This is a genomic window from Amycolatopsis sp. NPDC003676, assembly GCF_053587275.1.
In genome coordinates this window covers 112,196-139,189 of sequence record NZ_JBSFNS010000009.1, presented here as the reverse complement: position 1 = coordinate 139,189, position 26,994 = coordinate 112,196, and the positions used below count along the sequence as shown (strand labels likewise).

Annotated in this window: 26 protein-coding genes and 1 pseudogene; 17 read left to right on the top strand and 10 right to left on the bottom strand. The window is 69.5% G+C overall.

Annotation, left to right across the window (positions count from 1 at the left end; all coding sequences use genetic code 11):
• Positions 1–8 precede the first annotated feature (8 nt).
• From ACWDNU_RS08360 to ACWDNU_RS08335, 6 genes are all read left to right on the top strand, one after another.
• Positions 9–389, top strand: coding sequence for a YraN family protein (locus ACWDNU_RS08360; RefSeq protein WP_449668312.1), 381 nt, complete (start codon positions 9–11; stop codon positions 387–389).
• A complete protein-coding gene (locus ACWDNU_RS08355; protein WP_449668296.1) occupies positions 389–1,900 on the top strand; it encodes a YifB family Mg chelatase-like AAA ATPase in 1,512 nt (503 codons plus the stop codon). The genes ACWDNU_RS08360 and ACWDNU_RS08355 overlap by 1 nt, the downstream gene beginning before the upstream one ends.
• A 347-nt stretch (positions 1,901–2,247) precedes the next feature.
• Positions 2,248–2,463 carry a hypothetical protein gene (locus ACWDNU_RS08350; protein ID WP_449668295.1) on the top strand — a complete coding sequence of 72 codons (216 nt, stop codon included), beginning with the start codon at positions 2,248–2,250 and terminating at the stop codon, positions 2,461–2,463.
• Positions 2,460–3,629, top strand: coding sequence for a DNA-processing protein DprA (dprA, locus tag ACWDNU_RS08345; RefSeq protein WP_449668294.1), 1,170 nt, complete (start codon positions 2,460–2,462; stop codon positions 3,627–3,629). Before ACWDNU_RS08350 ends, dprA begins: the two co-directional genes overlap by 4 nt.
• A gap of 51 nt (positions 3,630–3,680) precedes the next feature.
• Positions 3,681–4,700: a tyrosine recombinase XerC gene (locus tag ACWDNU_RS08340; RefSeq protein WP_449668293.1), complete on the top strand. Its 1,020-nt coding sequence runs from the start codon at positions 3,681–3,683 to the stop codon at positions 4,698–4,700.
• A complete protein-coding gene (locus ACWDNU_RS08335) occupies positions 4,675–5,658 on the top strand; it encodes a FliA/WhiG family RNA polymerase sigma factor (RefSeq protein ID WP_449668292.1) in 984 nt (327 codons plus the stop codon). The genes ACWDNU_RS08340 and ACWDNU_RS08335 overlap by 26 nt, the downstream gene beginning before the upstream one ends.
• Before the next feature lie 665 nt (positions 5,659–6,323).
• Here the strand turns inward: ACWDNU_RS08335 and ACWDNU_RS08330 are convergent.
• Entirely contained in the window at positions 6,324–7,415 is a 1,092-nt protein-coding gene (locus ACWDNU_RS08330; RefSeq protein ID WP_449668291.1) for a peptidoglycan DD-metalloendopeptidase family protein, read from the bottom strand.
• Positions 7,416–7,820: 405 nt separating this feature from the next.
• Here ACWDNU_RS08330 and rpsB point away from each other — a divergent pair, with 405 nt between their 5' ends.
• From rpsB to ACWDNU_RS08305, 5 genes and pseudogenes are all read left to right on the top strand, one after another.
• Positions 7,821–8,702: a 30S ribosomal protein S2 gene (gene rpsB, locus ACWDNU_RS08325; protein ID WP_370939444.1), complete on the top strand. Its 882-nt coding sequence runs from the start codon at positions 7,821–7,823 to the stop codon at positions 8,700–8,702.
• Between the two features lie 82 nt (positions 8,703–8,784).
• Complete coding sequence (tsf, locus tag ACWDNU_RS08320; RefSeq protein WP_370939442.1) at positions 8,785–9,600, top strand: translation elongation factor Ts; 816 nt, start codon at positions 8,785–8,787, stop codon at positions 9,598–9,600.
• A 96-nt stretch (positions 9,601–9,696) separates the two neighbouring features.
• On the top strand, positions 9,697–10,443 hold the full coding sequence (gene pyrH, locus ACWDNU_RS08315) for a UMP kinase (RefSeq protein ID WP_037810316.1): 747 nt from the start codon (positions 9,697–9,699) through the stop codon (positions 10,441–10,443).
• Between the two features lie 49 nt (positions 10,444–10,492).
• Positions 10,493–11,050 carry a ribosome recycling factor gene (gene frr, locus ACWDNU_RS08310; RefSeq protein ID WP_370939441.1) on the top strand — a complete coding sequence of 186 codons (558 nt, stop codon included), beginning with the start codon at positions 10,493–10,495 and terminating at the stop codon, positions 11,048–11,050.
• Positions 11,051–11,415: 365 nt separating this feature from the next.
• A pseudogene (locus ACWDNU_RS08305) lies at positions 11,416–12,249 on the top strand (phosphatidate cytidylyltransferase); the annotation flags it as partial.
• A gap of 4 nt (positions 12,250–12,253) precedes the next feature.
• On the opposite strand, the gene ACWDNU_RS08300 reads toward ACWDNU_RS08305, so the two are convergent.
• Entirely contained in the window at positions 12,254–13,096 is an 843-nt protein-coding gene (locus tag ACWDNU_RS08300) for a VOC family protein (RefSeq protein WP_370939439.1), read from the bottom strand.
• A 102-nt stretch (positions 13,097–13,198) separates the two neighbouring features.
• On the opposite strand from ACWDNU_RS08300, the gene ACWDNU_RS08295 reads away from it, so the two are divergent.
• A complete protein-coding gene (locus ACWDNU_RS08295) occupies positions 13,199–14,023 on the top strand; it encodes a class I SAM-dependent methyltransferase (protein WP_449668290.1) in 825 nt (274 codons plus the stop codon).
• Here the strand turns inward: ACWDNU_RS08295 and ACWDNU_RS08290 are convergent.
• Positions 13,957–14,610 carry a PadR family transcriptional regulator gene (locus ACWDNU_RS08290; protein WP_449668289.1) on the bottom strand — a complete coding sequence of 218 codons (654 nt, stop codon included), beginning with the start codon at positions 14,608–14,610 and terminating at the stop codon, positions 13,957–13,959. The genes ACWDNU_RS08295 and ACWDNU_RS08290 overlap by 67 nt on opposite strands.
• A 171-nt stretch (positions 14,611–14,781) precedes the next feature.
• Between ACWDNU_RS08290 and ACWDNU_RS08285 the strand changes: the two genes are divergently transcribed.
• Positions 14,782–16,434 carry a glutamate--tRNA ligase gene (locus ACWDNU_RS08285; RefSeq protein ID WP_449668288.1) on the top strand — a complete coding sequence of 551 codons (1,653 nt, stop codon included), beginning with the start codon at positions 14,782–14,784 and terminating at the stop codon, positions 16,432–16,434.
• Positions 16,435–16,477: 43 nt separating this feature from the next.
• Here ACWDNU_RS08285 and ACWDNU_RS08280 read toward each other — a convergent pair whose 3' ends face one another.
• Together ACWDNU_RS08280 and ACWDNU_RS08275 are read right to left on the bottom strand one after the other, a co-directional pair.
• A complete protein-coding gene (locus tag ACWDNU_RS08280; protein ID WP_344286024.1) occupies positions 16,478–17,122 on the bottom strand; it encodes a response regulator transcription factor in 645 nt (214 codons plus the stop codon).
• A complete protein-coding gene (locus ACWDNU_RS08275; RefSeq protein ID WP_449668287.1) occupies positions 17,107–18,351 on the bottom strand; it encodes a sensor histidine kinase in 1,245 nt (414 codons plus the stop codon). The genes ACWDNU_RS08280 and ACWDNU_RS08275 overlap by 16 nt, the downstream gene beginning before the upstream one ends.
• 182 nt (positions 18,352–18,533) lie before the next feature.
• Between ACWDNU_RS08275 and ACWDNU_RS08270 the strand changes: the two genes are divergently transcribed.
• On the top strand, positions 18,534–18,941 hold the full coding sequence (locus ACWDNU_RS08270; protein WP_449668286.1) for a hypothetical protein: 408 nt from the start codon (positions 18,534–18,536) through the stop codon (positions 18,939–18,941).
• On the opposite strand, the gene ACWDNU_RS08265 is transcribed toward ACWDNU_RS08270, so the two are convergent.
• Entirely contained in the window at positions 18,925–21,276 is a 2,352-nt protein-coding gene (locus tag ACWDNU_RS08265; protein WP_449668285.1) for a penicillin acylase family protein, read from the bottom strand. The two genes, ACWDNU_RS08270 and ACWDNU_RS08265, sit on opposite strands and share 17 nt — an antisense overlap.
• Before the next feature lie 144 nt (positions 21,277–21,420).
• Here ACWDNU_RS08265 and ACWDNU_RS08260 point away from each other — a divergent pair, with 144 nt between their 5' ends.
• The gene (locus ACWDNU_RS08260; RefSeq protein ID WP_449668284.1) at positions 21,421–21,918 is read left to right on the top strand and encodes a DUF3558 family protein; all 498 of its coding nucleotides are present in this window, start codon (positions 21,421–21,423) and stop codon (positions 21,916–21,918) included.
• A 1-nt stretch (position 21,919) separates the two neighbouring features.
• Here ACWDNU_RS08260 and ACWDNU_RS08255 read toward each other — a convergent pair whose 3' ends face one another.
• On the bottom strand, positions 21,920–23,176 hold the full coding sequence (locus tag ACWDNU_RS08255; protein WP_449668283.1) for an aspartate aminotransferase family protein: 1,257 nt from the start codon (positions 23,174–23,176) through the stop codon (positions 21,920–21,922).
• 87 nt (positions 23,177–23,263) lie between these two features.
• Here ACWDNU_RS08255 and ACWDNU_RS08250 point away from each other — a divergent pair, with 87 nt between their 5' ends.
• Positions 23,264–24,166 carry a LysR family transcriptional regulator gene (locus tag ACWDNU_RS08250; protein WP_449668282.1) on the top strand — a complete coding sequence of 301 codons (903 nt, stop codon included), beginning with the start codon at positions 23,264–23,266 and terminating at the stop codon, positions 24,164–24,166.
• Here the strand turns inward: ACWDNU_RS08250 and ACWDNU_RS08245 are convergent.
• Positions 24,163–25,116: an NAD(P)H-dependent flavin oxidoreductase gene (locus ACWDNU_RS08245; RefSeq protein WP_449668281.1), complete on the bottom strand. Its 954-nt coding sequence runs from the start codon at positions 25,114–25,116 to the stop codon at positions 24,163–24,165. The genes ACWDNU_RS08250 and ACWDNU_RS08245 overlap by 4 nt on opposite strands.
• A 47-nt stretch (positions 25,117–25,163) precedes the next feature.
• Here ACWDNU_RS08245 and ACWDNU_RS08240 point away from each other — a divergent pair, with 47 nt between their 5' ends.
• Positions 25,164–25,499 (top strand): winged helix-turn-helix transcriptional regulator, encoded by a 336-nt coding sequence (locus tag ACWDNU_RS08240; protein ID WP_449668280.1) that lies wholly within the window; start codon positions 25,164–25,166, stop codon positions 25,497–25,499.
• Positions 25,500–25,539: 40 nt separating this feature from the next.
• On the opposite strand, the gene ACWDNU_RS08235 is transcribed toward ACWDNU_RS08240, so the two are convergent.
• Positions 25,540–26,307 (bottom strand): LPXTG cell wall anchor domain-containing protein, encoded by a 768-nt coding sequence (locus ACWDNU_RS08235; RefSeq protein WP_449668279.1) that lies wholly within the window; start codon positions 26,305–26,307, stop codon positions 25,540–25,542.
• A gap of 4 nt (positions 26,308–26,311) precedes the next feature.
• Complete coding sequence (locus ACWDNU_RS08230) at positions 26,312–26,881, bottom strand: papain-like cysteine protease family protein (RefSeq protein ID WP_449668278.1); 570 nt, start codon at positions 26,879–26,881, stop codon at positions 26,312–26,314.
• Positions 26,882–26,994: the final 113 nt, after the last annotated feature.

Here is a 26,994-nt window from a genome sequence, read left to right as displayed (position 1 = left end):
GGGACACCATGAACGACGGCCCGCACCCCGGCGCGGCCTGGCGCCGGACGTTCGGCCGCTGGGGCGAGGACCTCGCGGCTCGGCACCTGCAGGCCGCCGGCATGGTCCTGCTCAGCCGGAATTGGCATTGCCGCGAAGGCGAACTGGACCTCGTCCTGTCCGAAGGCGACCGGGTGATCTTCTGCGAGGTCAAAACCCGCTCCAGCACCGAATACGGCACCCCAGCCGAGTCGGTGACGCCGGAGAAGATCGACCGCGTCCACCGAGCCGCCATGCGCTGGCTCAAGGAACATCGAGTCGGCTGGTGCCGCATCCGCTACGACGTGGTGACCGTCTACGCCCCAGACGGCGAAGAGCCAGTCGTGCGCCACCTGGCGGGAGCTTTCTGATGCCCCACGCCAAAACCTGGTCCGTCGCATTGCTGGGCATCGAAGGCCGAGTAGTAGAAATCGAAGCCGACTTAGGCGGCGGCCTGAGCCGAGTCACCCTGGTAGGCCTGCCCGATGCTGGCCTGCGCGAGGCCAAAGACCGAGTCCGCTCCGCCGTCCGCAACTCCGGCCAATCCTGGCCAGACGGCAAAATCACGCTGGCTCTGTCGCCCGCCAACCTGCCCAAAATGGGCTCGGGTTACGACCTGGGCATCGCCGCCGCAGTGCTGGCCGCCATCGGTGCCGTCCCAGCCCGAAAACTCCTGCACACCATCCTCCTGGGAGAACTGGCCCTAGACGGCCGAATCCGCCCCGTACGCGGCGTCCTCCCCGGCCTGCTAGCCGCCAAAGCCGCAGGCCACGAACGTGCCGTAGTCCCCACCGAGTCTCTGGTCGAAGCCGCCCTAGTAGACGGCCTGGAAGTCTCCGGCGTAACCCGCCTAGCCGAACTGATCGCCTGGCTGAAAGACGAAGCCGACCTAGAACCACCCGCCGCGCGTGTTGCCGCTGCCCCGATGGCAATCCCCGACCTGGCCGACGTAGTAGGCCAACCAGAAGCCCGCTGGGCCCTGGAAGTAGCCGCAGCAGGCGGCCACCACCTCCTGCTCACCGGCCCACCCGGAGTCGGCAAAAGCATGCTGGCCAGACGCCTCCCCGGCCTGCTCCCAGATCTGTCCCCGGCCGAATCCCTGGAAGTAACCGCCATCCACTCGGTAGACGGCTCCCTGTCAAAGTCATCGCCCCTGGTCACCGTCCCGCCGTTCGTCGCCCCACACCACTCGATCAGCCCACCAGCCCTCATCGGCGGCGGCACCGGCCTGGCCGCGCCCGGTGCCATCAGCCGAGCCCACCGAGGCGTGCTTTTCCTGGACGAGGCCTGCGAATTCGGCAACCAGCGCCTCGACTCGCTCCGCACCGTCATGGAAGAAGGCGAAGTCCGCATCGCCCGCGCCAAAGGCGTCGTGCGCTATCCAGCCCAGTTCCAGCTAGTCCTGGCCACGAACCCGTGCCCCTGCGCCCCGCCCCGAGAAACCGACTGCACCTGCTCGGCAACCACCCGCCGCCGCTACCTGTCGCGGTTGTCGGGCCCTCTCCTGGACCGAGTAGACCTCCGAGTCCGCCTACGCCCCCTGACGGCGATCTCCACCCACCAATCGACCACCCCCGAACCGACCTCGGCAGTCCGAGCCCGAGTGCAAGCCGCCCGAGACCGCGCCAAACACCGCTGGCACCAACACGGCTGGCAATCCAACACGGAGGTCCCAGGGCCCGTCCTGCGCCGAGATTTCGCCCTGCCGCCACCGGCAACCACAGTCCTGGACCGAGCCCTCGACCGAGGCCTCCTGACCGCGCGAGGAGCCGACCGATGCCTGCGCATCGCCTGGACCCTGGCCGACCTGGCCGCCCTGCCCCAACCAGACACTGACCACGTCACCGCGGCCCTGGACTTCCGAGAACGCAAAACCGGCTAGCCCCGGTGCCAGCCCGCCGACCCGAACCCGAGGGGATTCCTCACCGCGGCAGTTGCCCGTTCGCCAGAACCGCGGCAAACGGCACCGGCACCGGGCAAATCCCGACCTCGCAAATGGTCAGGTTCCGGACCGCGTGGTCGCCCGTTCGCGAGGGCCGTGGCAAACGGCACTGGCGCCGGGCGAATCCCGACCTCGCGGACGAGCCAGCTCCGGCTGTCGCCCGTTCAGCTGGGCCACGGCCAACGGTCTTTCGCCTGACTGGTGTTCCGTCGCCTGAGCCCAGCGATGAGTTCCCACCCCGGACAGGCAAACCCGCCCGTCCGAACCTTCAACGAAAGGAACCACCCATGTCCAACCGAGCCATCCCGTCGTCCACCCCGCGCACCCGGCACCGCAGGCCGAAGACGCCGCAGCACAAGATCGTCCGGCATCTGCATCCCGTCCGGCGCAGGGAAATCCGCCCCGAACACGATCCCGTCCGGGTTCGCGAACGGTTGGCGCTGCACCGGCATCTCGCCGTCGTCCGGTCCGAGAACCCCGGTGGGCGAAGAGGTGCGGCGTGAGCGTCGCCGTCGAGGATCAGACTGCGGCGACCGACTCCGAGCGGCTCGCTCGCGCGTATCTGCTGGGCGTCGCTGAACCACCGGCACCGCATCTGCTGGAGTTCGTCGGCGAACACGGCCCGATCGTGGCGGCCGAGCGGGTCAAGGCCGGAGACTGTCCCGAGCGGGTTCTCCGCGAAACGGCCGCGCGGAGGGAATCCACGATCGCGGACCAAGATCTCGAGGCAGCCGCCAAAGCCGGTGCCCGCCTGGTGATTCCCGAAGACCACGAATGGCCGGCGTGGCCGTTGCTCTCGCTAGCTGTAGCAACCGGCAACGGCGTGAAGAACGTCGCCGCTCCGCTCGGGTTGTGGGTCCGTGGCAGTGCGAACCTGGCCGAAGCGGCTGACCGTGCGGTGGCGGTCGTCGGCGCTCGGGTGGCCACGGACTACGGCGTGCACAACGCACTTGAGATCGGCCACGCGTTGGCAACTCGACAAGTACCGGTCTTCTCCGGTGCCGCCCTGGGCATCGACGCCGCCGCTCATCGCGGTGCGCTCAGCGGTGGCGGGGTCACGGTCGCGCTGCTCGGATGCGCAGTCGACTATTCCTATCCCGCCGGAAACGTCGACCTGTTGAACCGCATCGCCGACGGCGGCGCGCTTGTCAGCGAGTACGCGCCGAAGACTCCGCCCGCGCGCCATCGATTTCTGGTGCGCAACCGCCTTATCGCGGGTCTCACCGACGGCACAGTCGTTGTGGAAGCCGGAATCCGCAGCGGCGCGCGCAACACCGCCACCATCGCGGGCGCGCTCGGCAAGGTCGTGATGGCGTTGCCGGGATCAGTGCATTCGGGCAGTTCAGCGGGTTGTCATGCGTTGATCCGGGACTGCAAGGCCACGTTGGTCACCTCGGTCGACGAGGTGCTCGAAACCGTGGGGCGATTCGGCACCGCAGCCCCCGCAGCCGAGACAAGCCGACGGCCCACCGACAGTCTCGGTCCGGAGGCGTCGCGGGTTTACGACGCGCTGCTTCCGCGAGCCGGCCGGGCTCCGGAGGAGGTCGCGGAAAGCGCTGGAGTGCCGGTTTCCCGAGTTCGCGCCTTGTTGCCGGCACTGGAAATCGACGGCTTCGCGATGCGCGGCGACACCGGCTGGCGGCAGATCGTCCGAACGGCCAACCAATGATGGGCGTGGCGATGCTTGACCAATGGCGATGGTTCGCGCAGCGTAATCGCCATGCCGTCAGCGAGTGCACGCAAGGACGCGGTCCCGCGTCCCGGTGGACACCGGAAACGCCCGCCACGACCCGATCTTCGTGCTCTTCGATCCGAATTGCCGGAGTCAGCCGAGTCGGTGGTGGCCGGTTACGAACGGCATCTGTCGCTGGAGCGTGGGCTGTCGCCGCACACCGTGCGCGCGTACGTCGGCGACGTCGTTTCGCTGTTGGCGTTCGTGACCGTGGGGGAGGGTGACCGTCCCGCGCGGAGCTTTGAGGACTTGGACGTCACGCAGCTGCGCGCGTGGCTCGCGGGGCAGCGCTCGGACGGCGCCGGGCGGACCACCCTCGCGCGCCGCGCCGCGGCCGCGCGCACGTTCACCGCTTGGGCGCACCGCACCGGTTTGCTGAAGTCGGACCCGGGCGGCCGGCTGGCCGCGCCGCGCGCGCACCGGACCTTGCCCGGCGTGCTCCGCGCCGAACAGGCCGACGCGCTCATGGACGCCTCCGCGAAAGGGGCAGCCGAACGGGATCCGGTCGCTCTGCGTGACCGCGCGTTGGTCGAATTGCTGTACGCAACCGGCATTCGGGTGTCGGAGCTGTGCGGTCTGGACGTCGGCAGCGCGGACTTTTCCCGCCGCGTGGTTTCGGTGGTGGGCAAGGGAGACAAGGAGCGGACAGTTCCGTTCGGCGTCCCGGCGGCGGAGGCGCTGACCGCGTGGCTGGAGGACGGACGGCCTGCGCTGGCTGGGGAAACGCCGGGCCCGGCGCTTTTCCTGGGCGTTCGCGGCAAGCGCCTGGACCCGCGCGCGGCGCGCCGGGTGGTGCACGAGGCGGTGGCCGCGGTGCCGGGCGCAACGGACATGGGGCCGCACGGGCTAAGGCATTCCGCCGCGACGCATCTGCTCGAAGGAGGTGCCGATCTCAGGAGCGTTCAGGAACTGCTTGGTCACGCTACGCTGGCCACGACCCAGCTCTACACTCATGTGACCGTCGATCGGCTGAAGGCGATCCATGACCGAGCACACCCGCGGGCCTGAAGAGGCCGGCGGTGGCTCGGCCGGGGACGGCAGGGCCGAACCGCCGGCGCACGCGCATCCGCACGAGCACGGAGACCACACTGAGCAGCACGCCGAGAACGACCGTGCGATGACTTCCACGTCGCAGGTCACGGAAGCCGGGGCGGAACGCCCCGGGGTGCAGGACGCCGTCACTGGGGACGGTCGTCCTGGTCAGGATGTCGACGCGGGGATTCAGGCGCTGTGGCAGCAGTTCGCCGACAAACCGGACCAGACGTCGCGCGACCGGCTGGTGCTGCACTACGCGCCGCTGGTGAAGTACGTCGCGGGCCGGGTCGGCACCGGCCTGCCGACGCACGTGGATGTCGGCGATCTCGTGCAGTCTGGAATATTCGGATTGGTCGACGCGATCGAGAAGTTCGATCCGGAACGCGGCCTGCGCTTCGAGACGTACGCGATGCAACGCATCCGCGGCGCCATCCTGGACGACCTGCGCTCCCAGGACTGGGTCCCGCGCGCGGTGCGCAGCAAGGCAAAGGAAACGGCCCGCGCCCTGGAACGCCTCGGCGCCCGCCTGCACCGAACCCCGACCGACGCCGAACTCGCCGGCGAAATGGGCATCAGCCTCGACGACCTGCGCGATTTCTACGGCCAGCTCCGCCTGACCAGCGTGGTGGCCCTGGAAGACCTCGTCGCCGCGGGCAAAGACGCCGGCTCGCTGGTCGACACCCTCCCCGACGACGGCGCGGTCGACCCGGTGGCCGTCCTCGTGGACCAGGACAACCGCCGCCAGCTGGCGGAAGCCATCGCGCAGCTCACCGACCGGGACAAGATCGTGGTCAGCCTCTACTACTTCGAAAGCCTGACCCTGGCGGAAATCGGCAAGGTCCTGGGCGTCACGGAGTCCCGCGTGAGCCAGCTCCACACCCGCGCGGTGATGCGGCTGCGCGCCAAGCTGATGGAGCAACCCAGCGGCTGACCCCTGACCTCTGACCCCTGGCCCTGGCTACGGATTGGCCGGGCTGCGACGGCCTGGTTGCCGGGACGTCGCTGGCGTTGCCCGCGCCCACCCCCACGCCCACGGCCACGGTGGGGGAGGGCGGGCCAGGACGGGCGCAGCGGCCCACGGTGAGCGGCGACGGGCCACGGCGGGCCACAGCGGGCGGCGGCGGACCGGGACGGGCCACGCACGCTCCGCCCGCATGCGAGAGGTGGGTGGCGACGGGCCTCGGTAGGCCACTGCGAGCCGGGGCGGGGCACACTGGGTGGCGACGGGCCACGGCAAGCCTCAGCGGGCCGGGCCGGGTCACGGTGGGCGGCGACGGGCCACGGCAGGCCGCAGCGGGCCGCGGTGGGCGGCGACGGGCCTCGGCAGGCCACTGCGGGCCGGGGCGGGTCACACTGGGTGGCGACGGGCCGGGGCGGGCCGCGGTGGGTGGCGACGGTGGTTTGGTCTTTGTTCTCCTCTCGGGTTGCCGCTTGCTGGCGGGACGGTTTGGTGTGCAGGGCCGTTTGGCCGGTGGGTTGACTGCGGGGTCGCTCGTCGCGGTCATGCCGGGGTCGTGCTGGGCGGTCGCGGTGACCTGGGCTGTTGCCCCATGAGTTCCGTGGCTCTTGTCGCGGTTGGCCGGGATTGCCTTGGTGTCACGGGCCTTCTGCCCAAGGTTTGAGGCGGACTCGGCTCGGGTCGCCGACCAAGGCGAGGGGGTCGATGTATTCCGTGCCGCGGCGGGCGCCCCAGTGCAGGCAGGCTGCCGTCGGGCAGCCGGGGTGGCCTGGCATGGCCGTTCCTAAGGGCTGGCCGCGGTAGATCTGGTCTCCGGGGGCGACTGTCGGGGTGATGGGGAGGTACGTCGTGTGCAGGGCGCCGTCGTGGTCTAGGGCGACTACTCCTTGACCTGCTACTTGACCGGCGAAGATCACTACGCCCATGTCTGCCGCCAATACCTGTTGTCCGGCTGCGGCTTCCAGGTCTACGCCTCGGTGGCCTGGGCCGAACGGGGTCGCGGGTGGTTCGAAGTTGCGGGTGACGTGGGGGCGGGGCGTCAGGGGCCAGGCCAGGCGGCCGGGTTGTTCTGGGGTGGGCTGGGCGTCGGCTCGGTTGTCGAGCAGGGCTGCTGAGGCTGCGGACAGGGTCAAGACTGTCGCCAGGATTAGCCACGTACGGGTGGTGTTTCTGTGGCTGCGCAGGCCAAGCAGCGGGAGATTGCCCACCGCTCCGGCCAGACGCAGCGGTGGGTGGCCCCAGCTGAAATCGCACGGCAGGGAGATCCTCGGCAGGAGGGGTGCTGGCGTTCGGTGTCGGCGGAGGAGTCTTCGGGTGGCGAACAAGGCGTAGCGGGTGACTGCGCTTGCGGCGGACTTCGCGCGAGTCCAGGCACGGCGGATTCTGGGCGGTCGGACCGGCGTTCTGCGGTGACGGCCGCTCCTCGGGGGTGAGGCAGCGGGCGGGAGTGTGTCGTCTGGGGCCAGCAGAGTGGCTGCTGTGGGCGGGTGCCGGGCGAGCAGGGCAGCCGTCGCCAGGACTACTGGGTGAGGGGTCTCCGGCGACGGTGCGGACGGGGGGTCGGCTTGGCTGCTCGCCTCTCGGTCCGGGCGGGGAGAAGGCGAAGGCGTTGAGCTGGGAGTACGGCGGGCGGCAAGGGAATCGGCGAGGGAATCGGCAGGGGAACCAGCAGGGGAATCGGCAGGTCGGGCAGAAGGGGCGACAGCGGGAAAAGATCGCGTAGTGGTCATGTCTCCATCGTCATCCACCGGCCGACCGGAACCGGGCGTTCAGCGGCAGTTGTCCACAGGCGGGCACAGTTGTGGACAACCCAGGGGCGGGCGAAGGCTGCCCGCAGGGGCGGGGCTGGTGGCGGGGAGTAGAATCAATCCCGCAGCCCACTCGCTGGGCTGACTTCGCGTGCACGTGCGCGCGTCCCCGGACGGGCCGCTTCGGCGGGAACCCGGACGGAGGGGCGCACGGTGTCCGGCGGTCCCTGGGGTTTCGCACTGCCGAACCCGCGGGTCCGGGCATCGGCTACGGCACCAGGGCCCACGACCTCCCGGTCGCGGGCGACTAACCGGAACAGCGCCTCCGCGGGCGGATCGAAACCGACAGCGGGAGCGCGCGAGTACAGAGAAGGTGTGATTCCGGCAATGGCCGTCGTCACCATGAAGCAGCTGCTCGACAGCGGCGTGCACTTCGGGCACCAGACCCGTCGGTGGAACCCGAAGATGAAGCGCTACATCTTCACCGAGCGCAACGGCATCTACATCATCGACCTGCAGCAGACGCTGACGTACATCGACCGTGCGTTCGAGTTCATCAAGGAAACCGTCGCGCACGGCGGCACCATCATGTTCGTCGGCACGAAGAAGCAGGCGCAGGAAGCGATCGCCAACGAGGCCGCGCGCGTGGGCATGCCCTACGTGAACCAGCGCTGGCTCGGCGGCATGCTGACCAACTTCCAGACCGTCCACAAGCGCCTTCTCCGCCTGAAGGAGCTCGAGGCCCAGGAGCAGACCGGCGGCTTCACCGGTCTCACCAAGCGCGAGATCCTCACGCTGACCCGCGAGAAGGACAAGCTCGAGAAGACCCTGGGCGGCATCCGGGACATGGCCAAGGTGCCGTCCGCGGTGTGGATCGTCGACACCAAGAAGGAGCACATCGCCGTCGGCGAGGCTCGCAAGCTCAACATCCCGGTCGTCGCGATCCTCGACACCAACTGCGACCCGGACGAGGTCGACTACCCGATCCCGGGCAACGACGACGCGATCCGTTCCGCCGCGCTGCTGACGAAGGTCGTCGCCGAAGCCGCCGCCGCGGGCCTGATGGCCCGCTCCGGCCGCAACGGCGCTTCGGCCGACGCGAAGCCGGAGACCGGTGCTTCGGACGAGCCGCTGGCCGAGTGGGAGAAGGAGCTCCTCGCGGGCTCGGAGACCGCCGCCGCCGACGCGACCGAGGCCGCCGCCGCCACCGAGACGGCCGCGACCGAGACCGCGGAAGCGACCGGCGAGCAGGCTCCGGCCAACTCCTGATCCACCCCGTCCGGGCGGTCCGCGCAGGGCCGCCCGGACGGCGCTCCCCGCACACGTACCTGAAACGGACGGATTCAACACGATGGCGAACTACACCGCCGCTGACGTGAAGCGCCTGCGCGAGATGACCGGCGCGGGCATGATGGACTGCAAGAAGGCCCTCGAGGAGAACGACGGCGACTTCGAGAAGGCTGTCGAGTTCCTGCGCATCAAGGGCGCCAAGGACGTCGGCAAGCGCGCCGAGCGCGCCACCGCCGAGGGCCTGGTCGCCGGCGACGGCGGCGTCATGATCGAGCTCGACTCGGAGACCGACTTCGTCGCCAAGAACGACGACTTCCAGCAGCTCGCGGCGAAGATCGTCGAGGCCGCGAAGGCGCTGAAGTCCAGCGACGTCGAGGCTCTCAAGGCCGCCGACCTGGACGGCAAGCCGGTCAACGAGGTCGTGCAGGAGCTGTCGGCCCGCATCGGCGAGAAGCTCGAGCTGCGCCGCGTGGTGTCGTTCGAGGGCAAGACCGCGACCTACCTGCACCGCCGCGGCTCCGACCTCCCGCCGGCCGTCGGCGTGCTGGTCGAGTTCACCGGCGACGACGTCGACGCCGCCCGCGGCGCCGCCATGCAGGTCGCCGCGCTGCGCGCGAAGTACCTGACCCGCGAGGAGGTGCCGGCCGAGATCATCGAGAACGAGCGCCGCATCGCCGAGCAGACGGCCCGCGAGGAAGGCAAGCCCGAGCAGGCGCTGCCGAAGATCATCGAGGGCAAGGTCAACGCGTACTACAAGGACAACGTGCTGCTCGAGCAGCCGTCGGTCAAGGACAACAAGAAGACCGTCAAGGCCCTGCTCGACGAGGCGGGCGTGACCCTGACCCGGTTCGCCCGGTTCGAGGTCGGCCAGGCCTGAGCGAGGCACTGGGACTAGGTTCTGGCACTGTGCCCCGTCTCCGCGCATCGGGGACGGGGCACAGTCGGGTCTACCGAGGGGCAGGAGGCGACAGACATGGGTGAGGACCGGGTCGAGGGCGGGTACCGCCGGGTGCTGCTGAAACTGGGCGGCGAGATGTTCGGCGGCGGCGCGGTGGGCGTCGACCCCGACGTCGTGCACTCCGTCGCCCAGCAGATCGCCGACGTCGCGCGCACGGGAGTGCAGATCGCGGTGGTGATCGGCGGCGGCAACTATTTCCGCGGCGCGGAGCTCTCCCAGCGCGGCATGGACCGCGACCGCGCCGACTACATGGCGATGCTCGGCACCGTGATGAACTGCCTGGCGCTGCAGGACTTCCTCGAAAAGGAAGGCCTGCCGACCCGCGTGCAGACCGCGATCACGATGGGCCAGGTCGCCGAGCCCTACATCCCGCGCCGCGCGGAACGGCACCTCGAGAAGGGCCGCGTCGTGATCTTCGGCGCCGGCGTCGGCATGCCGTACTTCTCCACCGACACCGCCGCGGCGCAGCGCGCGCTCGAACTCGGCTGCGAAGCCGTGCTGATGGCGAAGGCCGTGGACGGCGTCTACACCGCGGATCCGAAGACCGACCCGGACGCGAAGATGTTCACCGACATCACCCACCGAGAGGTGCTCGAGCGCGGCCTCAAGGTCGCCGACGCCACCGCGTTCAGCCTCTGCATGGACAACAAGATGCCGATCATCGTGTTCAACCTGCTCACCGAGGGCAACATCGCCCGCGCGGTGGGCGGTGAGAGGATCGGCACGCTGGTCTCGACCCCCGCCGACGAGGCGTCCGCCTAGACCTGCTGGGATCAAGCTCAGGTCCGACAACACAACACCGGGAGTAGCCGTGATCGACGAGACCCTCCTCGACGCCGAGGAGAAGATGGAAAAAGCGGTGTCCGTCGCGAAGGAAGACCTCACGTCGGTGCGCACCGGGCGGGCCAACCCGTCGATGTTCTCCCGCATCGTCGTCGAGTACTACGGTGCGCCGACCCCGCTGAACCAGCTGGCCAGCGTCAATGTGCCGGAAGCCCGGATGGCGTTGATCAAGCCTTACGACCAGACGCAGCTCGCCGCCATCGAGAAGGCGATCCGCGAGTCCGACCTCGGGGTCAACCCGAGCAACGACGGCAACGTCATCCGCATCGTCATCCCGCAGCTCACCGAGGAGCGGCGCAAGGAGATGGTGAAGGTCGCGAAGGGCAAGGGCGAGGACGCCCGCGTCTCGATCCGCAGCGTCCGCCGCAAGGCCAAGGAAGAACTCGACCGCATCGCCAAGGACGGCGAAGCGGGCGAGGACGAGGTCGCGCGCGCGGAGAAGGAGCTGCAGAACCTCACCGACACCTACGTGCACCAGGTCGACGAGCTGGTGAAACACAAGGAAGCAGAGCTGCTCGAGGTCTGATGAGCCAGGTGAGCGAGGAACGCGACGAGCGGGTGAGCGACATCCCGCCACCGGACCCGGCCGCCGAGCCGGACCCGGTGTCGCGGCCGGAACCGGCTACGGAAAACCCTGCCATGCAACGGAAAACGGACTCCGCAGCGGCTGCGCGCGCGGAATTCGGTGCTGCGGCGGGGAATCACGCGGAATCCGAGGGTGAGTCAGCGAAAGGCGTTCCCGCGGGCGGGCCGGGCCAGGGCGGGAAAGGCGTTTCCGCGGGCAGGCCGGGCAAGGGCGCGAAAGCCGCGAGCGAGCCGGGCCAGGGCGGGAAGGCTGCGGCCGAACCGGGCCAAGGCGCGAAAGCCGAAGGCGGTCCCGCGAACGACGCGAAAGCCGAACCGGAGAAGAAGGCGTCCCGGGCAGGGCGCAACCTTCCCGCGGCGATCGGTGTCGGGCTGCTGCTCGGGGCCGCGATCATCGTTTCCCTGGTCACCGTCCGGTTCCTCTTCATCGGGGTCATCGCCGCCGCGATCGCGGTCGGCACGTTCGAGTTCTCCGGCGTGCTGCGCCGCGTCGCGGACACCAAGGTCGCGCTGATCCCGGTGCTCGTCGGCGGGCAGGCGATGATCTGGCTGGCCTGGCCGTTCGGCCGGGAGGGCGCGCTCACCGCGTTCGTGCTTACCGTCCTCGCTTGCCTGCTGTGGCGCTTGCCCGGCGGCGCGAAGGGTTACGTGCGCGACGTCAGCGCTTCGGTTTTCGCCGCCGCGTACCTGCCGTTGTTCGGCGCGTTCGCGGCCATGCTCGTGCCGCCGCACGACGGTGTCGGCCGCGTGCTCACCTTCCTGATCGCCGTGGTCGCTTCCGACACCGGCGGCTACATCGCCGGCGTGCTCGGCGGCAAACACCCGATGGCACCCACGATCAGCCCGAAGAAGTCCTGGGAGGGCTTCGCCGGTTCGATGATCGCGGGCATCGCCGCGGGTGTGCTCACGATCAGCCTGATGCTGGACGGCCACGCCTGGCAGGGCGTGATCTTCGGCGCGGCGATCGTGCTCACCGCGACGCTCGGCGACCTCGTCGAGTCGCTCATCAAACGCGATCTCGGCATCAAGGACATGGGCACGCTGCTGCCCGGTCACGGCGGCATCATGGACCGCCTCGACTCGCTGCTGCCCTCGGCCGTCGTGTCGTGGCTGCTGCTGTCGGCCTTCGTTCCCGCCTGAGTTTTCAGTCGTCGTACGGGTCGTCGACTTCGGCGCGGCCCACGTCTTCCAGCACCCGCGAGTGGTCGATCACCGCGAACACCGCGCCGTCCGGATCGGCGAGGATCGCGGTGCGGCCGAACGGCGTGTCGTACGGCTCGATCACCACCGAGCCGCCCAGCATCAGCGCCTCGCCGGCCGCCGCGTCCGCTCCGCGCGCGGGGTCGATCTCGAAGTACACGAGCCAGTGCGGGGGAGTGTCCCGGCGGTACTCGGGACCCATCACGTAGCGGTACAGCACCGCCGTGTGCTCAATGGAATATTCGACATAGTCGACGCTTTCCCCGTCGCCGACCTGACGGCTCGAGTAGTTGAACAGCTTGGTGTAGAAGTGGTCCGCGGCCACGCCGTCGTGCGTGTTGAGGTCCGCGCCGCTGAACGCGTTGGGCACGCCGCCCGCGAACTGCCAGTCCGGCGGCGCTTCCCAGAACACCACCGGCGCGCCGCACGCGTCGATCGCGTGCAGGATGCTGCCGCGTTCGGGAATCGCGATCGGCCCGAGCGTCACCTGTCCGCCGAGGTGCTCGACCCATTCGGCCGCGCTCGCCGTGTGCGGCACCGCGAGCTGCATAGTCCAGCCGGGCGCGCTGCGGGCGCCTGCTTGGTACAGACCACCGGCGGCGACCCCGTCGCACGAGGCGATGGAGTACCGGCCGGTCGGCGACGCGGGATCGCGCCGGGTTTCGTATTCCCAGCCGAAAAGGCGGGAGTAGAAGTCTTGGGTCCGGGCTTCGTCGTGGCACGCCACCTCGACCCAGCAGGGCAATCCTGCCGGGATCGTCCGGGCGCCTGGCCAGCCGATCGACATTGCGTGTCTCCTCCCCGATGAGGGAGAAGTGTATTCGGCGGGACGGGGTTCTACGCTCTGAGCGGGAAAGCCGCAGGCGTCCCGTGACCGGAGAGGAGTGTTGTGCGCTGGTTCTTCCGCGGTCCGGCGGCGTCCGGAGAAGTCGTTCCCAGCCCGAACATTTGGTACTACCAGGACGTCTACGACGTCGAAAACCGGGCGCAGGACGCGGACGGCGAGATCTGGCGCGTACTGCGCGAAGAGTGCGATTGGACCGGCCGCGACGTTCTCGATCTCGGCTGCGGTGACGGATACCACTTGCCGGTCTTCGCCGCCGACGCGCGTTCGGTGCTCGGAATCGAACCGCACCCGCCGCTCGCGCGGGACGCGGAGCGACGGGTGCGGGATCTGGAGAACGTGCGGGTTCGCGTGGGACGGGCGCAGCGATTGCCGGTGGACGACGCCAGCGTGGACGTCGTGCACGCGCGCACTGCGTATTTCTTCGGCCCTGGCTGCGAACCCGGATTGCGCGAAGCGGAACGGGTGCTGCGGCCCGGAGGATCGATCGTGATCGTCGACCTCGACGTGACCAGTGAGCCGTACGGCGGGTGGATGCGGGCAGACTTGCCGCACTACGACCCGCCTGCGGTGGAACGGTTCTTCGCCGCGCACGGCTTCAACTGTCGGCGCGTACGCACGCGTTGGCGCTTCGCGGACTTCGCCGCGGCGGAATCAGTGTTGAAGATCGAGTTCAGCGCTAAGGTCGCGCAGCGGGCGATCGCCGACACGCGGCAGCTGAACCCTGGGCCGGGCGAGGTGACGCTGCCGGTGGGTTATCGCGTGCATTGCCGCGTCAAACCCACCGGCCTCGTCCTGCCCGGTCACTCGGCTGCCTCTCCGGACTCGGCCGAATCGTCCGAGTCTTCGACCTCGCCGAGGATCGAGTAGATCGACCGGCGTGCCTCGTTGAGCACGTCCACCGCGCGGGCCTGCTGGTTCTCGCTGCCCGCGCGCATCACCTGCACGACAGCCGCGGCGAGCGTGGCGCCTGCCTTGCGCAGGTCGTGCTCGACCGGTTCGACGTCGTCGGTGAAGTGCTCCCACGGCGGCGTGCCGGTCTGCTGCTCGGCGGTGGCGCGACCCTCGTCGGTGAGCTCGAAGAGCTTCTTGCCGCTCTCGTCGCGGCTCACGACCAGGCCTTCGTCGGCCAGCATCTGCAGGGTCGGGTAGATCGAGCCGGGGCTGGGCTTCCAAAGCCCGCCGCTGCGCTCGCCGATCTCGCGGATGATCTCGTACCCGTGCCGCGGCTGTTCCGCGAGCAGGGTGAGGATCGCCGCCCGCACGTCGCCGCGCCGGCCGCGCCGGGAGCCCCGGCGTTCGCCGCCCGGACCGTGGCCGCGTCGTCCGCGACCGCCCGGCCCGAACCCGAACTCGCCGAATTCCCGGCCCCAGGGGCCGAACGAGGACCGTCCGTGCTGTTCGTGTTCTCCGTGTTCGTGATGTCCGCCGGGGAACGGGTGTCGTCGTCGGTTCATGGTCTTGATTTCCTTTCTCGAACTGTTGCGACACGTTCACGATATATCGAAAACGGTCGGTTGGCAACCGTGCCGACAACCCGGGGACCTGAGCGACCGGCGGAGACGGCGGTCGGCGATACTCGAAGCACTAGCGAAAACACCCGAACGACCTGGGAGACCCGACCTCCGATGCTGGACCGTGCGGTCATCGACGCCCTGTTCCCCGCGGATCTGCCCGAGCCTGAGCACTGGGAACAGCGCTATCCGGCCCGGCAGCTGCCCGACGGCGCGAAGGTGACCCGGTTCGGCCCGTCGCCGACCGGCTTCGTGCACATCGGCGGCATCTACGTCGCGACGATCGACCAGGACGTCGCGCGCCGTTCCGAGGGCCGCTACCTGGTGCGCGTCGAGGACACCGACCAGTCGCGCGAAGTCGAGGGCGCGCTGGAGCAGTTCGAGCGCGGCTTCGCGTACTTCGGGCTGCAGGCCGACGAGGACGCGGTGCGCGGCGGCGAGTACGGCCCGTACCGGCAGTCCGAGCGCGAGCAGATCTACCTCACCTACGTACGGCACCTTCTGCGCGAAGGCCGTGCGTACATCGACTTCGCGACAAAGGACGAACTGGCGTCCATCACTGCGCGACAGCAGGCGACGAAGCTCCCGACGGGCTACTACGGCTCCTGGGCGATCTGGCGCGACGCTGACGCGGCCGACGTACAGGCGAAGCTCGACGCGGGTGAGCCGTGGGTGGTCCGCTTCCGCGCGCCGGACGACACCGGGCAGCGCGTGCGCTTCACCGATGCGATCCGCGGCACCATCGAGGCCGAGGCGAACCGCAACGACGTGGTGATCCTCAAGAGCTCCGACCAGAGCCCGCGGCTGCCGACCTACCACTTCGCGCACGCGGTCGACGACCACCTGATGCGGGTCAACCTGGTGATCCGCGGCGACGAGTGGATCTCGTCGGTGCCGACGCACCAGCAGCTCTTCGAAGCGCTCGGGTTCGAGCCGATCCAGTACGCGCACATCGCGCCGCTGATGAAGCAGGAGGGCGGCAGCAAGCGGAAGCTGTCCAAGCGCAAGGACCCGGAAGCCTCCGTCGACTTCTACCTGGAAGCCGGCTACCCGGTCCCGGCGGTGCTGTACTACCTGCGCGGCCTGGCGAACGGACGGCTCGCCGAGATGCCGCTCGCCGAAGCGCTCGACGCGCCGATCAACCTCGACGAGTGCGGCGTCGCCGGTCCGCTGGTGGACCTGGTGAAGCTGGACGACCTCGCCGCCGACTATGTCGCGACGCTGTCCGGCGAGGAGATCCTCGCGTCGGTGCTGGAGTGGGCCGAGCGCTTCGATCCGGAGCTGAAGGCGGTTCTGGAGTCTTCGCGGGAGCTGGCGTTGCGCGCGCTGGCGGTGGAGCGCGAGGGCGTCGAGAACCCGCGCAAGGACCTGAAGAAGTGGAGCGAATTCCGCGCCGTCTACGGGTTCTTCTTCCCGCAGCTGCACCAGGCGGCGACCGGTCCCGAGGACGAGCGGATCGCGGCGCTGGGCGTTCCGGCGGATGTGGTGCGTGCGGTGGCCTCGGACTTCGTGTCGGCGTATCAGCAGCTCGACGACGGGCAGGAGTGGTTCCAGCAGATCCGCGAGGTCGCGGCGAAGCACGGGTTCGCGAAGAACGCCAAGGAATACAAGAAGGATCCGGAGGCTTATCCGGGTTCGATTCGCGAGGCGTCGCAGATCATCCGGATCGCGATCACCGGGTCGACCCGCAGCCCGGATCTGCACTCGATCACGCAGGCGCTGGGCGCGGAGGAAACGTTGCGGCGCTTCGATAATCTGGTCGGCTGACGCCCTCGTGAGTGCTGATCACGGTTAGAACCGTGATCAGCACTCACGAGTTCAGGTAGGTCAGCACTGCCAGGACACGACGGTTGCCGGTTTCGTCGTCGGTGATGCCGAGCTTGCCGAACAGCGACGTCGTGTACTTGCTGATCGCGCTTTCACTTAGGAACAGCCGCCCGGCGATCGCCGTGTTCGACAGGCCTTCCGCCATCAGCTCCAGCACCGAACGCTCGCGGTCGGTCAGCGTGCCGAGCCGTTGATCCGGCGATCCGCTCGTGAGCAGTTTCGAGATCACCGCCGGATCCATCGCGGTGCCGCCAGCGGCGACGCGTTCGAGGGCGTCGATGAACTGTTCGGCCTCGAAAACGCTGTCCTTCAACAGATATCCGACGCCACTCGCCCCGCCGACCAGGAGTTCGCGGGCATAAAGCTGTTCGACGTGCTGCGACAGGATCAGCACCGGCAACCCGGGCGTCTCGCGGCGCGCGGCGAGGACCGCGCGCAGGCCTTCGTCGGTTTGTGTCGGCGGCATCCGGACGTCGACCACGGCCACGTCCGGCCGGTGTTCCCGCAGTACGGCGACGGTTTCCGGGCCGGTCGTCGCGGTCGCCACCACCTCGTGGCCGTAGGCCTGCAGGAGCCGGACCAATCCGTCCCGCAGCAGGTAGAGGTCCTCGGCTACGACGATGCGCATGGCACCATCATCCACGCTCGCGTCGGCCCGCCGGATGGGCTGGTGATCTCCAGCGTGCCGTCGAAGACCGCGAGGCGGCGGCGCAGTCCGCCGAGCCCGCCGTCCGGGTGGATTTCGGCCCCGCCGCGGCCGTCGTCCTCGACCTCGGCGCACAGCTGATTCCCCTCCTGCAGCAGGGAAATCCGGACTTGGGACGCGTGCGCGTGCTTCACCGCGTTGGCGAGCAGTTCGGCGATCCCGAAGTACAGCGCGGATTCGATCGGCGGATCGAGCGGCTGCGGCAGGTCGGTTTCGACGGTCACGTCCACCGGCATGTCCATCGCCATCGCGCGGACCGCGTCGGCGAGGCCGCGTTCGTTCAGCACCGGCGGGCTAATGCCTCGCACGAGTTCGCGCAATTCGGTGAGCGACGTGGCCGCGCCGGCGCGGGCGTCGCGCAGCAACTCCTTGGCCTGCTCGGGATTGGTCTCCATCAGCTTCTCCGCCGTCGCCAGCGCGAGGCCGAGGGCGACCAGCCGGGCTTGCGCACCGTCATGCAGATCCCGTTCGATGCGGCGGATTTCCGCGGCCTGCGCGATGGTCGTGTCCGCGCGCAGGGCGGTCAGCGTGTCGACCCGGTCAGCCAGCTCCATCGTGGCGGACGCGCCCAGGAACCGCGTGGCCACCGGGATCACGCTTCGCCACGCGTACGGCGCGGTCGCGACCGTGACCAGGAGACCGGCCAGGTATCCGGCGGGGAAGGCCGTCAGCGCCAGGACCGCCGCGACGACGCCGAGCAGCGGCACGAGCGCGACCAGGCCGAACGAGACCGGCGCGAGGAGCGCGAACCGCAGGTCCCGCCAGGTCGCCGGGTCGTAGCGCCAGTTCTTGAGCCGCTGCTCGCGCCGGGCTTCTTCGCGAGTGCGGGCGTAGGAGTGGCCGTTCCACCAGTATCCGGTCGAGAGCTGGGTGATCGGCGCCAGCTCGCGGTATCCGGGCGGCAGGACGATGCCAGTCCAGTTCGCGACCATGATCCGCGTCATCCGGCACACCGGCTTCGCCAGCGCGAGTGTCCCGATCGCCGCCCAGATGAACGGCGCGATCCACGACCACGGGCTGCCGCCCCACAACTGCCACAGGCCCACCGCGGCGGCCCACACCACCGGGATCAGCAAGGCCACGCCCGCGGCTTGGGCGGCGCGGACGAATCCCACCCCGCAGTCGCGCATCCAGGACCGTAGCTGTCGCATCGTTTCTTCCCCCTGTCCATCCGGCTTCGGGGTCCACTGTGCACCACGAAACGCCGGATTCCCGCCGTCGCGGGACAGGAGTGGGTCCAGGCCCACCCCCTCGTGCGGCCAGACCCATACCGGGCCGGGCCGCGGCTTTCTAGCGTTGCTGGCACAACGGAAAACCACAAGGGAGAACAGCAATGCAGACCATCGAACGCCCCGCCGCCACCGCCGCCCAGCGTCCGTTCGGCCTCGTGAAGGGGTTCGTCGCGGCTTACGGAGCGGCAGGCGTCGCCGTCTTCGGGACGATCGTCGTGCTGGCGGCCACCGAGGGGACGGCGACCAGCTTCATGTGGACGCGGTCCGCTCTGGTGCCGGTCAGCGCCGTGATCATGTACTGGCTGGTCTCGCTCGCGGCGAAGGGGTCGAACCGGGCTTATCAGCGGGCGCGGTTCATCTCGATCGTCGCTCCGGTCGCTCTCGTCGGCGTCGACCTGATCCCGGGCGCGTGCCCGTTCTGGTTCCTGCTGCTGCAGACGGCCTGCGCCGTGCTGCTGGCCTGCGCGGCGGTCCCGCTCGTCCGGCTGCGGGCTAGCTTCCCGAAGTGAGCCTCGGGACCAGCCGGATCCGGGCGTCGAGGTTCCGTTCGACCGCTGCGCGGCTCGAGAGCAGGGGGAACGAGCCGCCGGACGCCCACAGGTCGTTCAGGTCGCGGTAGTGCGGGCTGCGCGGATCGCCGGACTGGCCAGGCGCGTTGATCGCCCGCGACGCGTCCCAGTCGCCGACGTCGAGCGCCATCTTGAAGGTCGCGCCGATGATCTGCTGGTAGGTGAGCGGATGGAAGAACGACGGGTGGACGGTCTGGTAGTCGCCGCCGACCGGGGTCGGGCCGACATTCGGGCCGCCCGCCGGGTGCACGAACTCCTGGTACTGCAGCGAGCCCCAGCGCCATTTCGCCGGATCGCCGCCGAGTTTCCCGGCGACGTCGTGGAAAGCGAGCGGGAGCGTGTCGAGGATCAGCTTGTCGCGCTTGGCCGCGCCGCCCGGGCCGAACCACGCGTCGGGGTCGGCGAAGGACGCGAGCACGAGGCTGAAATCCGGATTGATGGTGCGGGACAGGACATCCGCGGCGGCTTGCGGGAGCATCGTGTGCGCCCAGCCGCCGTGGAGGTACTTCAGCAGCCACGTTTCGTACAGCGCAGCCGGGGCGGAATCCACCGAGGCGACGCCGTCGAAACCGCGCATCAGTTCGAGCGCCTTCGCGGTGTCCGGATCGGTGGACGACAGGTTCCGCAGGTAGGGGGTGATGCGGGTGGCGAGCAAGGACTTTTCGTCGCGCTGGATGGCGAGCGAGTCGGCGACGCGGGCGCGCGGCGTGGACTTGATCAGCTCGTCGATCCGCTCCTTGCGGTACGGCAGCTGCCATTCGTAGTTGGACACCACCGGGAAACCCGGCGGAAGGTTGTAATCGTTGGCGGAGGCGAAGAATCCGGCCGGCGGGTTGTGCTGCCACGGAAGTTCGGAGTTGGCGTAGAAGCCGCTCCATTCGTAGCGGCCGTCTCCGGGGACGGGCAGCAGGCCGTCGTATCCGGCCCCGGTGCGGCGCGGGGTCAGCGCACCGGGGACGTAGCCGATGTCGCCGTGGACGTCGGCGTAGACGAGGTTCGATCCGGGCGCGCCCCACTTGCGCATTCCGGCGGTGAATTCGGTGAAGTCGCGGGCGCGCTGGTAGTTCAGGCTGCCGAGGTAGGCGGCGCTGCCCGGTTCGGTCCACGCGGTGCGGACGGCGAACGCCCGGTTCGCCGCTTCGTCGACCTTCACGATCGGGCCGTGCCGGGTGAACGACAGTTCGCGGGTGACCGGCTGGCCGCCGAGCACCGGGATGGTTTCGGTGACCTTCGTGATCGGTTCCCAGCCGCCGCGGTAGCGGTACCGGCTGTGGTCGGCGGGGTCGAGGTCGTAGACGTAGAGGTCGGTCTGGTCGACCGGCAGGTTCGTCAGCCCGAACGCGACGGAATCGTTGTGCCCGATGGCGATGCCCGGGTTCCACGGCTCACCCGCACCGGTGAGGTTCAGGCCGGGCGCGGAAAGCTGCGCGACGTAACGACCGGACGGCAGCGCGTCGGCGCCTCGGTGCGGGTCGTTGGCGAGGATCGGCCGTCCGGTTGCCGTGCGGTTCGGGCCGATCGCCCACGAGTTGCTGCCGCTGGTGGCGTCGGCGATGTTCTTCGGCCCGGCGACGCCCTTCGGGAACGTGACGGCCGCGGTTGCCTTGTTGTACACGGAAAGCACGTCACCGGGGACTGAACACGGATCCAGGCCTTCGGGCACCGCGGCCTCGTGGTCGGGGTGCAGGCTGCGGAGGTACTTGCTCGCGTTCGGCCCGGCCTGGCACACCATCTGCGCGCGGGCGACCTCCCACATCAGGTTCTCGCCGATCGCGTGCGTCCGGATGCGGACGACGTCCTCGGGCTGCCAGTGCGACGGCTGGTAGCCGAGCTTGCCGAACTCCGGCGGGGCCGCTTCGGGATGCTTGGCGAGCCAGTCGACGTAGGAGTTGATCCCCTCGGCGAACCGGGTGGCGGCGAGTTTGGCTTCAGGACCGTAGGCGGCCCATTCCTTCTTCATGTCGCCGCGGTAGAGGAACAGCCGGGCGGCGCGGTCCTGGTCCACATAGGACTCGCCGAGGACCTCGCTGAGCAACCCGAGCCCCCGGCGGCGCCAGGTGTCGAGCTGGAAGAGCCGGTCGCGGGCGACGGTGAATCCCTGTGCGTAGAACAGGTCTGAGGTGTTGGCGGCGTAGATGTGCGGGACGCCCCACTTGTCGACGAGCAGGTCGACCGGGCGGGAAAGACCGTCGAGCGCGATGGCCGGGCTCGCGGAGGCTGGGGTGGTGCCGAGCAACGTCAGAACGAGTATCAGGACGGTAGCTTTGGACCGCATTTCCCCACCCCCGGCAGCAGCGTTGACCCCGCGGACGCTAATCGCGGCGAGGGCGGGGACCCACCCCTGAACCGGGACGAGTAGGGGGAACCGGACGCCGGGTGCCGTACTGTCCCTGCTCAGACCAAACTCCTGGGGGAATCGATGCGCAGTGTGGCGGTGACGGCCGCTGTGGTCCTGGCCGGTGTGCTGGGACTCGCGGCCTGCGGCAGCACCGAGGGCGTCGAGCAGAATGTCCGGACCGCCGACCGCGGTGCCGCGCCGGACGGCAAGACCGACGCACCGCTCGCGAACACCGACCCGTGCAGCCTGCTCAAGCCCTCTGACGTGCCCGAACTCAGTCAGAAGAGCGGTGCCGCGCCCAAGACCGTCGGCCGCTGGTGCCAAGGCAGCGGATACGGCGTCATCATCTCCGAGGTCGATCTCAAAGGCTACTTCGGCATGTTCAAGAACCCGTCAGTCAAGCCGATCCCCGACATCACCGGGTATCCGGCGGGCACGATCGAGAACACCGACCCGGGGACCAGGACCTGCGCGGTCATCCTCGCGGTGACGACCCACGAGCTGGTGACCGTGGCCGTGGACACTTGCGAGATCGGCAGGAAGGCGGCGACCGCGATCGCCGGCCGCATTCCGCGCTGAGCTACGAGACGTCCCCGATCGCCTCGTCCAGAATGGACAGTCCGAGGTCGATCTCGCTGTCGGAGGCCGTCAGCGGCGGCGCGATCCGGAACACCCCGCCCATCCCGGGCAGTTGCACGATGTTCATGTGCAGCCCGAGTTCGAGGCACCGCTGCGTCACGCGGGCGCCGAGCTTGTCCGCGTCCGGGCCGCCGCCGCTCAGTTCCAGTCCGGCGAGCAGTCCACGGCCGCGGATTTCGCCGACCGACTCGTGCCGTGCCGCGATTTCGTCCAGGCCGGTGCGCAGCCGGGTGCCGAGGTCGCGGGCGCGTTCGTCGAGACGGTCGCGGATCAGGACGTCCAGCACCGTATTTCCGACTGCGGCGGGGAGCGGGTCCGAGACGTGCGTGGTGAAGAACAGGTACCCGCGTTCGTGGGCTTCCTGCTCGATTTCCGCGCTCGTCAGCACGGCGGCGAGCGGCAGCCCGGCGCCGAGAGTTTTGGACACGGTGAGGATGTCCGGGACGACGCCGTCGTGTTCGAAGGCGTACCAGGTTCCGGTGCGGCACAACCCGGTCTGGGCCTCGTCGAGGATCAGCAGCATGCCGCGTTCCCGGCATTTCCGTTGCAGTGCCTGGAAATACCCTGGCGGCGGCACGAGGATCCCGCCGGAGCTGAGGATCGGCTCCACCAGGCACGCGGCGAGGCTGCCGACGGACTGCGCGTCGATCAGGTCGAACGCGAGGTCCAGCTGGTGCTCCCAGTCCGCGCCGGGCACCGGGATGGCGAAGTTGCCGGGTGCGCCGGGGCCGTAACCCTTGCGTCCGGCGCTGTAGGTGGCGCTCGCGGCGGCCTGCGTCATCCCATGCCAGGACCGGGCGAACGAGACGACCTCGTGCTTGCCGGTCACCAGCTTGGCCATCCGCAGCGCGGCCTCGTTGGACTCGGCTCCGGTCGTGAGCAGCAGCGCCTTCTCCAGCGGGTCCGGGAGCGTTTCGGCGAGCCGCCGCGCGAGGTCGACGACCGGGCGGCTCAGCATCCCGCTGAACAGGTGGTCAAGCTTCGCGGCCTGCTTCCGGACGGTCTCGACGATCTCCGGATGCGCGTGCCCGAGGATCGCGCTCATCTGCCCGGATGTGAAGTCGAGGATCCGCCGTCCGTCCTCGGTGAAGACGAAGCTGCCCTCGGCACGGTCGATGATCTCGCCGGTGAACGAGCCAGGGCCGGCGTAGCGGACGAGGTGCCGGTCAACGTCGGACCAAAAGGTGTCGGTGCCCATGGCTTCGACGGTAGAGCTGGGTCGAGCGCCGCGTCCATCTCACAGTTTCCGCTTGCCTGTGCGATGGCATCGAACAACGATGAGGACATGCTGAACCCGTGGCGGCTGCGCCTCCTGAGTCGCCTTGCCGTGCTCGGCACCGTTCGCGCGGTCGCGCAGGACGTGAATCTCAGCGCCTCCACGGTGTCGCATCAGCTCGCGGTGCTGGAAACCGAAACGCGCACCCGGCTGCTGGAACGCACTGGCCGGCGCGTCCGGCTGACGCCCGCCGGGGAGAAACTGGCCCGGCAGGCGCGCGCGATCCTCGACCACCTCGACGCGGTCGAGGCCGAACTGCGCGGCGACGAACCGGCCGGGCTGGTGCGGATCGGCGCGTTCCAGAGCGCGATCCACACCTTCGCCGTGCCCGCCGCGACCCGGCTCGCGCAGGCCTATCCGCGGCTGGAAACCGAAGTGGCGGAACGGGAACCGCACGAAAGCGTGCCCGCGCTCCGGGCCGGCGACAGCGACATCGTCATCACCACCACCGATTTCGCCGACCTGCCGCTCGGTCCCGACCTGGAGATCATCCGGCTGGCGACCGACCCGATCGTGCTGGTCACCGCGCTCGACCGGCCGGAGCCGCGCGGTCCCGCCGTGCTCGCGGACTACGCGAGCGAACCGTGGGCGCTCGACATTCCCCCGTCCTACATGGCGAATCTGACGCTGCGGCTCTGTCGCGAATCGGGGTTCGAGCCGCGGGTGGTGTGCCGGTTCAGCAATTACCTGATGACGTTGCAGCACGTCGAGGCCGGGCTGTCCATCGCGTTGCTGCCCGGGCTGGCGGTGGACCCGCGGTACCGGGTCGCGACGAAATCGCTGGCGACGCCGGTGACGCGCACGATCGTCGCGGTCACCCGGCGAGGTTCGCCGCGCCGGGCGGCGGTGAACGCGGTGCTGGACGCGCTGCGGCAACCGGTCGAGCTTCCGGCGGCGGTGGAGCAGGCTTAGCCGACGAGGTCCGCGACGATCTCCGCTGCTGGAGCGACGTTTCGGACCAATCCCGCGGCTTGACCGGCGTAGTGCGCCAGAGCTTCGAGATCGCCGGTCATGCCCGGCACGGGAACCATGTCGTCGTAGCGATGCCACGGCTTCCCGGCCGCGTCCGTTGCCACGACGTCGCCTTCGCCGGGGCGTTCCGTACGCGGTTCGCCCGCCGCTTCCCATTGCGTGAGCGTCGAATTGCGCAAGACGCGGTGCGGAGCGTCGGGCCAGCCGCCGTCGAAACAGCGGGTGTGGACGGCGTCCTCGAGTTCGGCGGCGAGCACGGCTTCGCGGTAGGAATCGTGGGTCGCCGCTTCGGTCGCGGTCAGGAATCGGGTGCCCAGCCAGCCGCCTTGTGCGCCGAGAGCGAGCACTGCGGCGAGTCCGCGGCGGTCGGCGATTCCGCCCGCGGCGAGGACGGGAATCGGCGCGACCGCGTCCACGACGGCGGGCACCAGCACGAGCGTCGAGGCCTGGCCGCGCACGTGTCCACCCGCTTCCCAGCCTTGCGCGACAACGACATCGACGCCTGCCTCCGCCGCTTGCCGGGCTTCGGCGACTGAGCCCGCGGTGTGGATCAGCCGCGCGTCCTTGACCCGCGCGGCGATCTTGCCGGGGTCGCCCCAGAACGTGGAGATGATCGGGACGTCCTCGGCGAGGCAGGCGTCGAGGACGTCGTCGATCGGGAAGTCGAGCACGAGGTTGACCGCGAACGGCCGGTCCGTGCGGCGGCGCACCTCGCGGATCCGGCGGATCGCCTCGTCCGGGTCGGTCCAGGTGAGGGCGAGCGTCCCGAGGCCGCCCGCGTTCGAGACCGCCGCGGCGAGCGCGGGGGTGGCCGCTGAGCCGATCGGGGCCTGCACGATCGGCACGTCGACGCCGAGCGTGTCGCAGACCTGCTTCGGAAATCGAATCATGGCGGCCGATGTTAGTGTTTCGGAAATCGAAGCACAAGGAGATTCCGATGGCGACGCCGAAGCCGGGGCAGCCGGTCCGGGGCTCCACGACCGGCCGTCCGCTGATGGCCGCGCTCGATCTCTTCGGGCGGCGGTGGTGCCTGCGGATCGTCTGGGAACTGCAGGTCGACACTCTCGGTTTTCGCGCGCTGCAGCAACGGTGCGACGGGATGTCTTCGAGCGTGCTGCGGCAACGCCTGGTCGAACTCGCCGAGGCCGGGTTGGTGCGGCAGACCGGCGAATCGCACTACGCGTTGACGACGCTGGGCCGGGAGGCGTTCGAGGCGTTGCGGCCGCTCGTTTCGTGGGCGGGCCGGTGGGCCGCGGCTCTCGGCGACGAGTGATCGCGGCAGGGGCGCGGCGGGCGCGCCCCTGCCGGGGTGATCACTTGCTGTGCTGGGAACGGCGGCGCAGGAAGAACGCGCCGCCCGCGGCTGCCGCGGCCGCCCCGCCGATGGCGAGTGCGGTGGCCGGGTTGCCGTCCGAGCCGGTGTTCGGGGCCGGAACGGCGTATCCGCCGCCCGCGCCGGTCTTGTCGTAGGTCGAGCCGGGCAGCTTGTCGCCGTAGCGTTTCTGCAGCTCGGCCCGGTAGGCAGCCAGGGTGACCCGGGTGCCCGCGGGAACGCCGGAGACGGCGCCGTCGAGGACGGTCACGCTGTCGCCGTTGACCGAGTACCAGGCGTTGACCTGCGGTTCGTGCAGCAGGTAGCCGCCGTGCGCGGCAGCCGCGTGGGCCTGCTCGTCGTTGCCCGAGGCGACGTTGATGACCTGCCACCCGGCCTTGCTCGGCTGCGCCCAGACGGTCGCTTCCCGGCCGTCGGCGAGGCGGGCCGGAGACGCGACGTAGGCGAGTGCGGCGGGAACGTCGGACTCGCCGTTGATGAAGGCCGCGGTCGGTTCGTAGACCGGGATCTGGGTCTGGGCGTCCGCGGCGGCGCGGCTGGCGTGCGCTGCTGCTGGCGCCGCGCCGGGGAACTTCGTGTGCGCGAGGCGGGCGGCGGTGCCGGGGCTGGCGAGCAGCCCGGAGATCGCGGCGGTGTCCGAAGGCGACGGACCGGTCGGCGACTCCGCGGCGAACGCGGGGTTCGCGGCGAACGCGGCGGCGGCGATGGCTCCGGAAAGGACTGTGGTGCGGAGGATGGTTCGCAGCATTGTCTCAGCCCACCATTCCGTAGACGGTGTGGGTCCAGTCGAATTGGTTGTTGGACACGTAGGAGCTGTAGTTCATCGAGTTGTAGCGGTTGTTCGACGGCCACGGATCGCCGTATTCGACGATGCTGCTGCCGTTCGAGTCGTCATAGCCGTAGAGGACGTGCATGTGGCCGCCGCCCGACGTCCAGCCGATCCGGGTGCCGATCGGCTGCCCGGCGTCGATCTGGTTCTTGATGCCGGAGAAGGAAAGCCGGTAGCCGTTGGAATTGTAGGAGCCGACGCTGCGGAACCCGAGGTAGCGGAAAACTCGCTGCTGGTCGCTGAGGTAGCCCTGGTTGTTGGCGCAGTCGCTGCCGGACTCGTTGTGCGCGATCTGGCAGAACCGGGTCTGGGTCAGGGAATAGCCCCAGAACGAGGCGATCGTGTTGCCGCTGGCGTCCCAGCACCACTGGTCTTTCTGCTGGGCCTGCATCGAGATGTTCGTTTCGCCGGCGTCCGCCGCGGCGGGAACGGCGAGCGCGGCCGAGGCGACGGTCGCGGCCACGGCGATTCCGCGCAGAATCGAAGAGGGCACTTTCACGGGATCCTCCAAAGGGGAAGACCGGCCGGCCCGGGGAATTACCGGGCCGGTGGGGAAGGGTGAGACGCACAGAACGGTACGCGCGCAAGGAACGCGGCAACTACCGA

Coding starts and splice junctions, on each gene's coding strand:
- ACWDNU_RS08360 (WP_449668312.1), top strand. CDS start 9: ATGAACGACGGCCCGCACCCCGGCGCGGCCTGGCGCCGGACGTTCGGC.
- ACWDNU_RS08355 (WP_449668296.1), top strand. CDS start 389: ATGCCCCACGCCAAAACCTGGTCCGTCGCATTGCTGGGCATCGAAGGC.
- ACWDNU_RS08350 (WP_449668295.1), top strand. CDS start 2,248: ATGTCCAACCGAGCCATCCCGTCGTCCACCCCGCGCACCCGGCACCGC.
- ACWDNU_RS08340 (WP_449668293.1), top strand. CDS start 3,681: ATGCCGTCAGCGAGTGCACGCAAGGACGCGGTCCCGCGTCCCGGTGGA.
- ACWDNU_RS08335 (WP_449668292.1), top strand. CDS start 4,675: ATGACCGAGCACACCCGCGGGCCTGAAGAGGCCGGCGGTGGCTCGGCC.
- ACWDNU_RS08330 (WP_449668291.1), bottom strand. CDS start 7,415: ATGACCACTACGCGATCTTTTCCCGCTGTCGCCCCTTCTGCCCGACCT.
- rpsB (WP_370939444.1), top strand. CDS start 7,821: ATGGCCGTCGTCACCATGAAGCAGCTGCTCGACAGCGGCGTGCACTTC.
- tsf (WP_370939442.1), top strand. CDS start 8,785: ATGGCGAACTACACCGCCGCTGACGTGAAGCGCCTGCGCGAGATGACC.
- pyrH (WP_037810316.1), top strand. CDS start 9,697: ATGGGTGAGGACCGGGTCGAGGGCGGGTACCGCCGGGTGCTGCTGAAA.
- ACWDNU_RS08300 (WP_370939439.1), bottom strand. CDS start 13,096: ATGTCGATCGGCTGGCCAGGCGCCCGGACGATCCCGGCAGGATTGCCC.
- ACWDNU_RS08290 (WP_449668289.1), bottom strand. CDS start 14,610: ATGAACCGACGACGACACCCGTTCCCCGGCGGACATCACGAACACGGA.
- ACWDNU_RS08285 (WP_449668288.1), top strand. CDS start 14,782: ATGCTGGACCGTGCGGTCATCGACGCCCTGTTCCCCGCGGATCTGCCC.
- ACWDNU_RS08280 (WP_344286024.1), bottom strand. CDS start 17,122: ATGCGCATCGTCGTAGCCGAGGACCTCTACCTGCTGCGGGACGGATTG.
- ACWDNU_RS08275 (WP_449668287.1), bottom strand. CDS start 18,351: ATGCGACAGCTACGGTCCTGGATGCGCGACTGCGGGGTGGGATTCGTC.
- ACWDNU_RS08270 (WP_449668286.1), top strand. CDS start 18,534: ATGCAGACCATCGAACGCCCCGCCGCCACCGCCGCCCAGCGTCCGTTC.
- ACWDNU_RS08265 (WP_449668285.1), bottom strand. CDS start 21,276: ATGCGGTCCAAAGCTACCGTCCTGATACTCGTTCTGACGTTGCTCGGC.
- ACWDNU_RS08260 (WP_449668284.1), top strand. CDS start 21,421: ATGCGCAGTGTGGCGGTGACGGCCGCTGTGGTCCTGGCCGGTGTGCTG.
- ACWDNU_RS08255 (WP_449668283.1), bottom strand. CDS start 23,176: ATGGGCACCGACACCTTTTGGTCCGACGTTGACCGGCACCTCGTCCGC.
- ACWDNU_RS08250 (WP_449668282.1), top strand. CDS start 23,264: ATGCTGAACCCGTGGCGGCTGCGCCTCCTGAGTCGCCTTGCCGTGCTC.
- ACWDNU_RS08245 (WP_449668281.1), bottom strand. CDS start 25,116: ATGATTCGATTTCCGAAGCAGGTCTGCGACACGCTCGGCGTCGACGTG.
- ACWDNU_RS08240 (WP_449668280.1), top strand. CDS start 25,164: ATGGCGACGCCGAAGCCGGGGCAGCCGGTCCGGGGCTCCACGACCGGC.
- ACWDNU_RS08235 (WP_449668279.1), bottom strand. CDS start 26,307: ATGCTGCGAACCATCCTCCGCACCACAGTCCTTTCCGGAGCCATCGCC.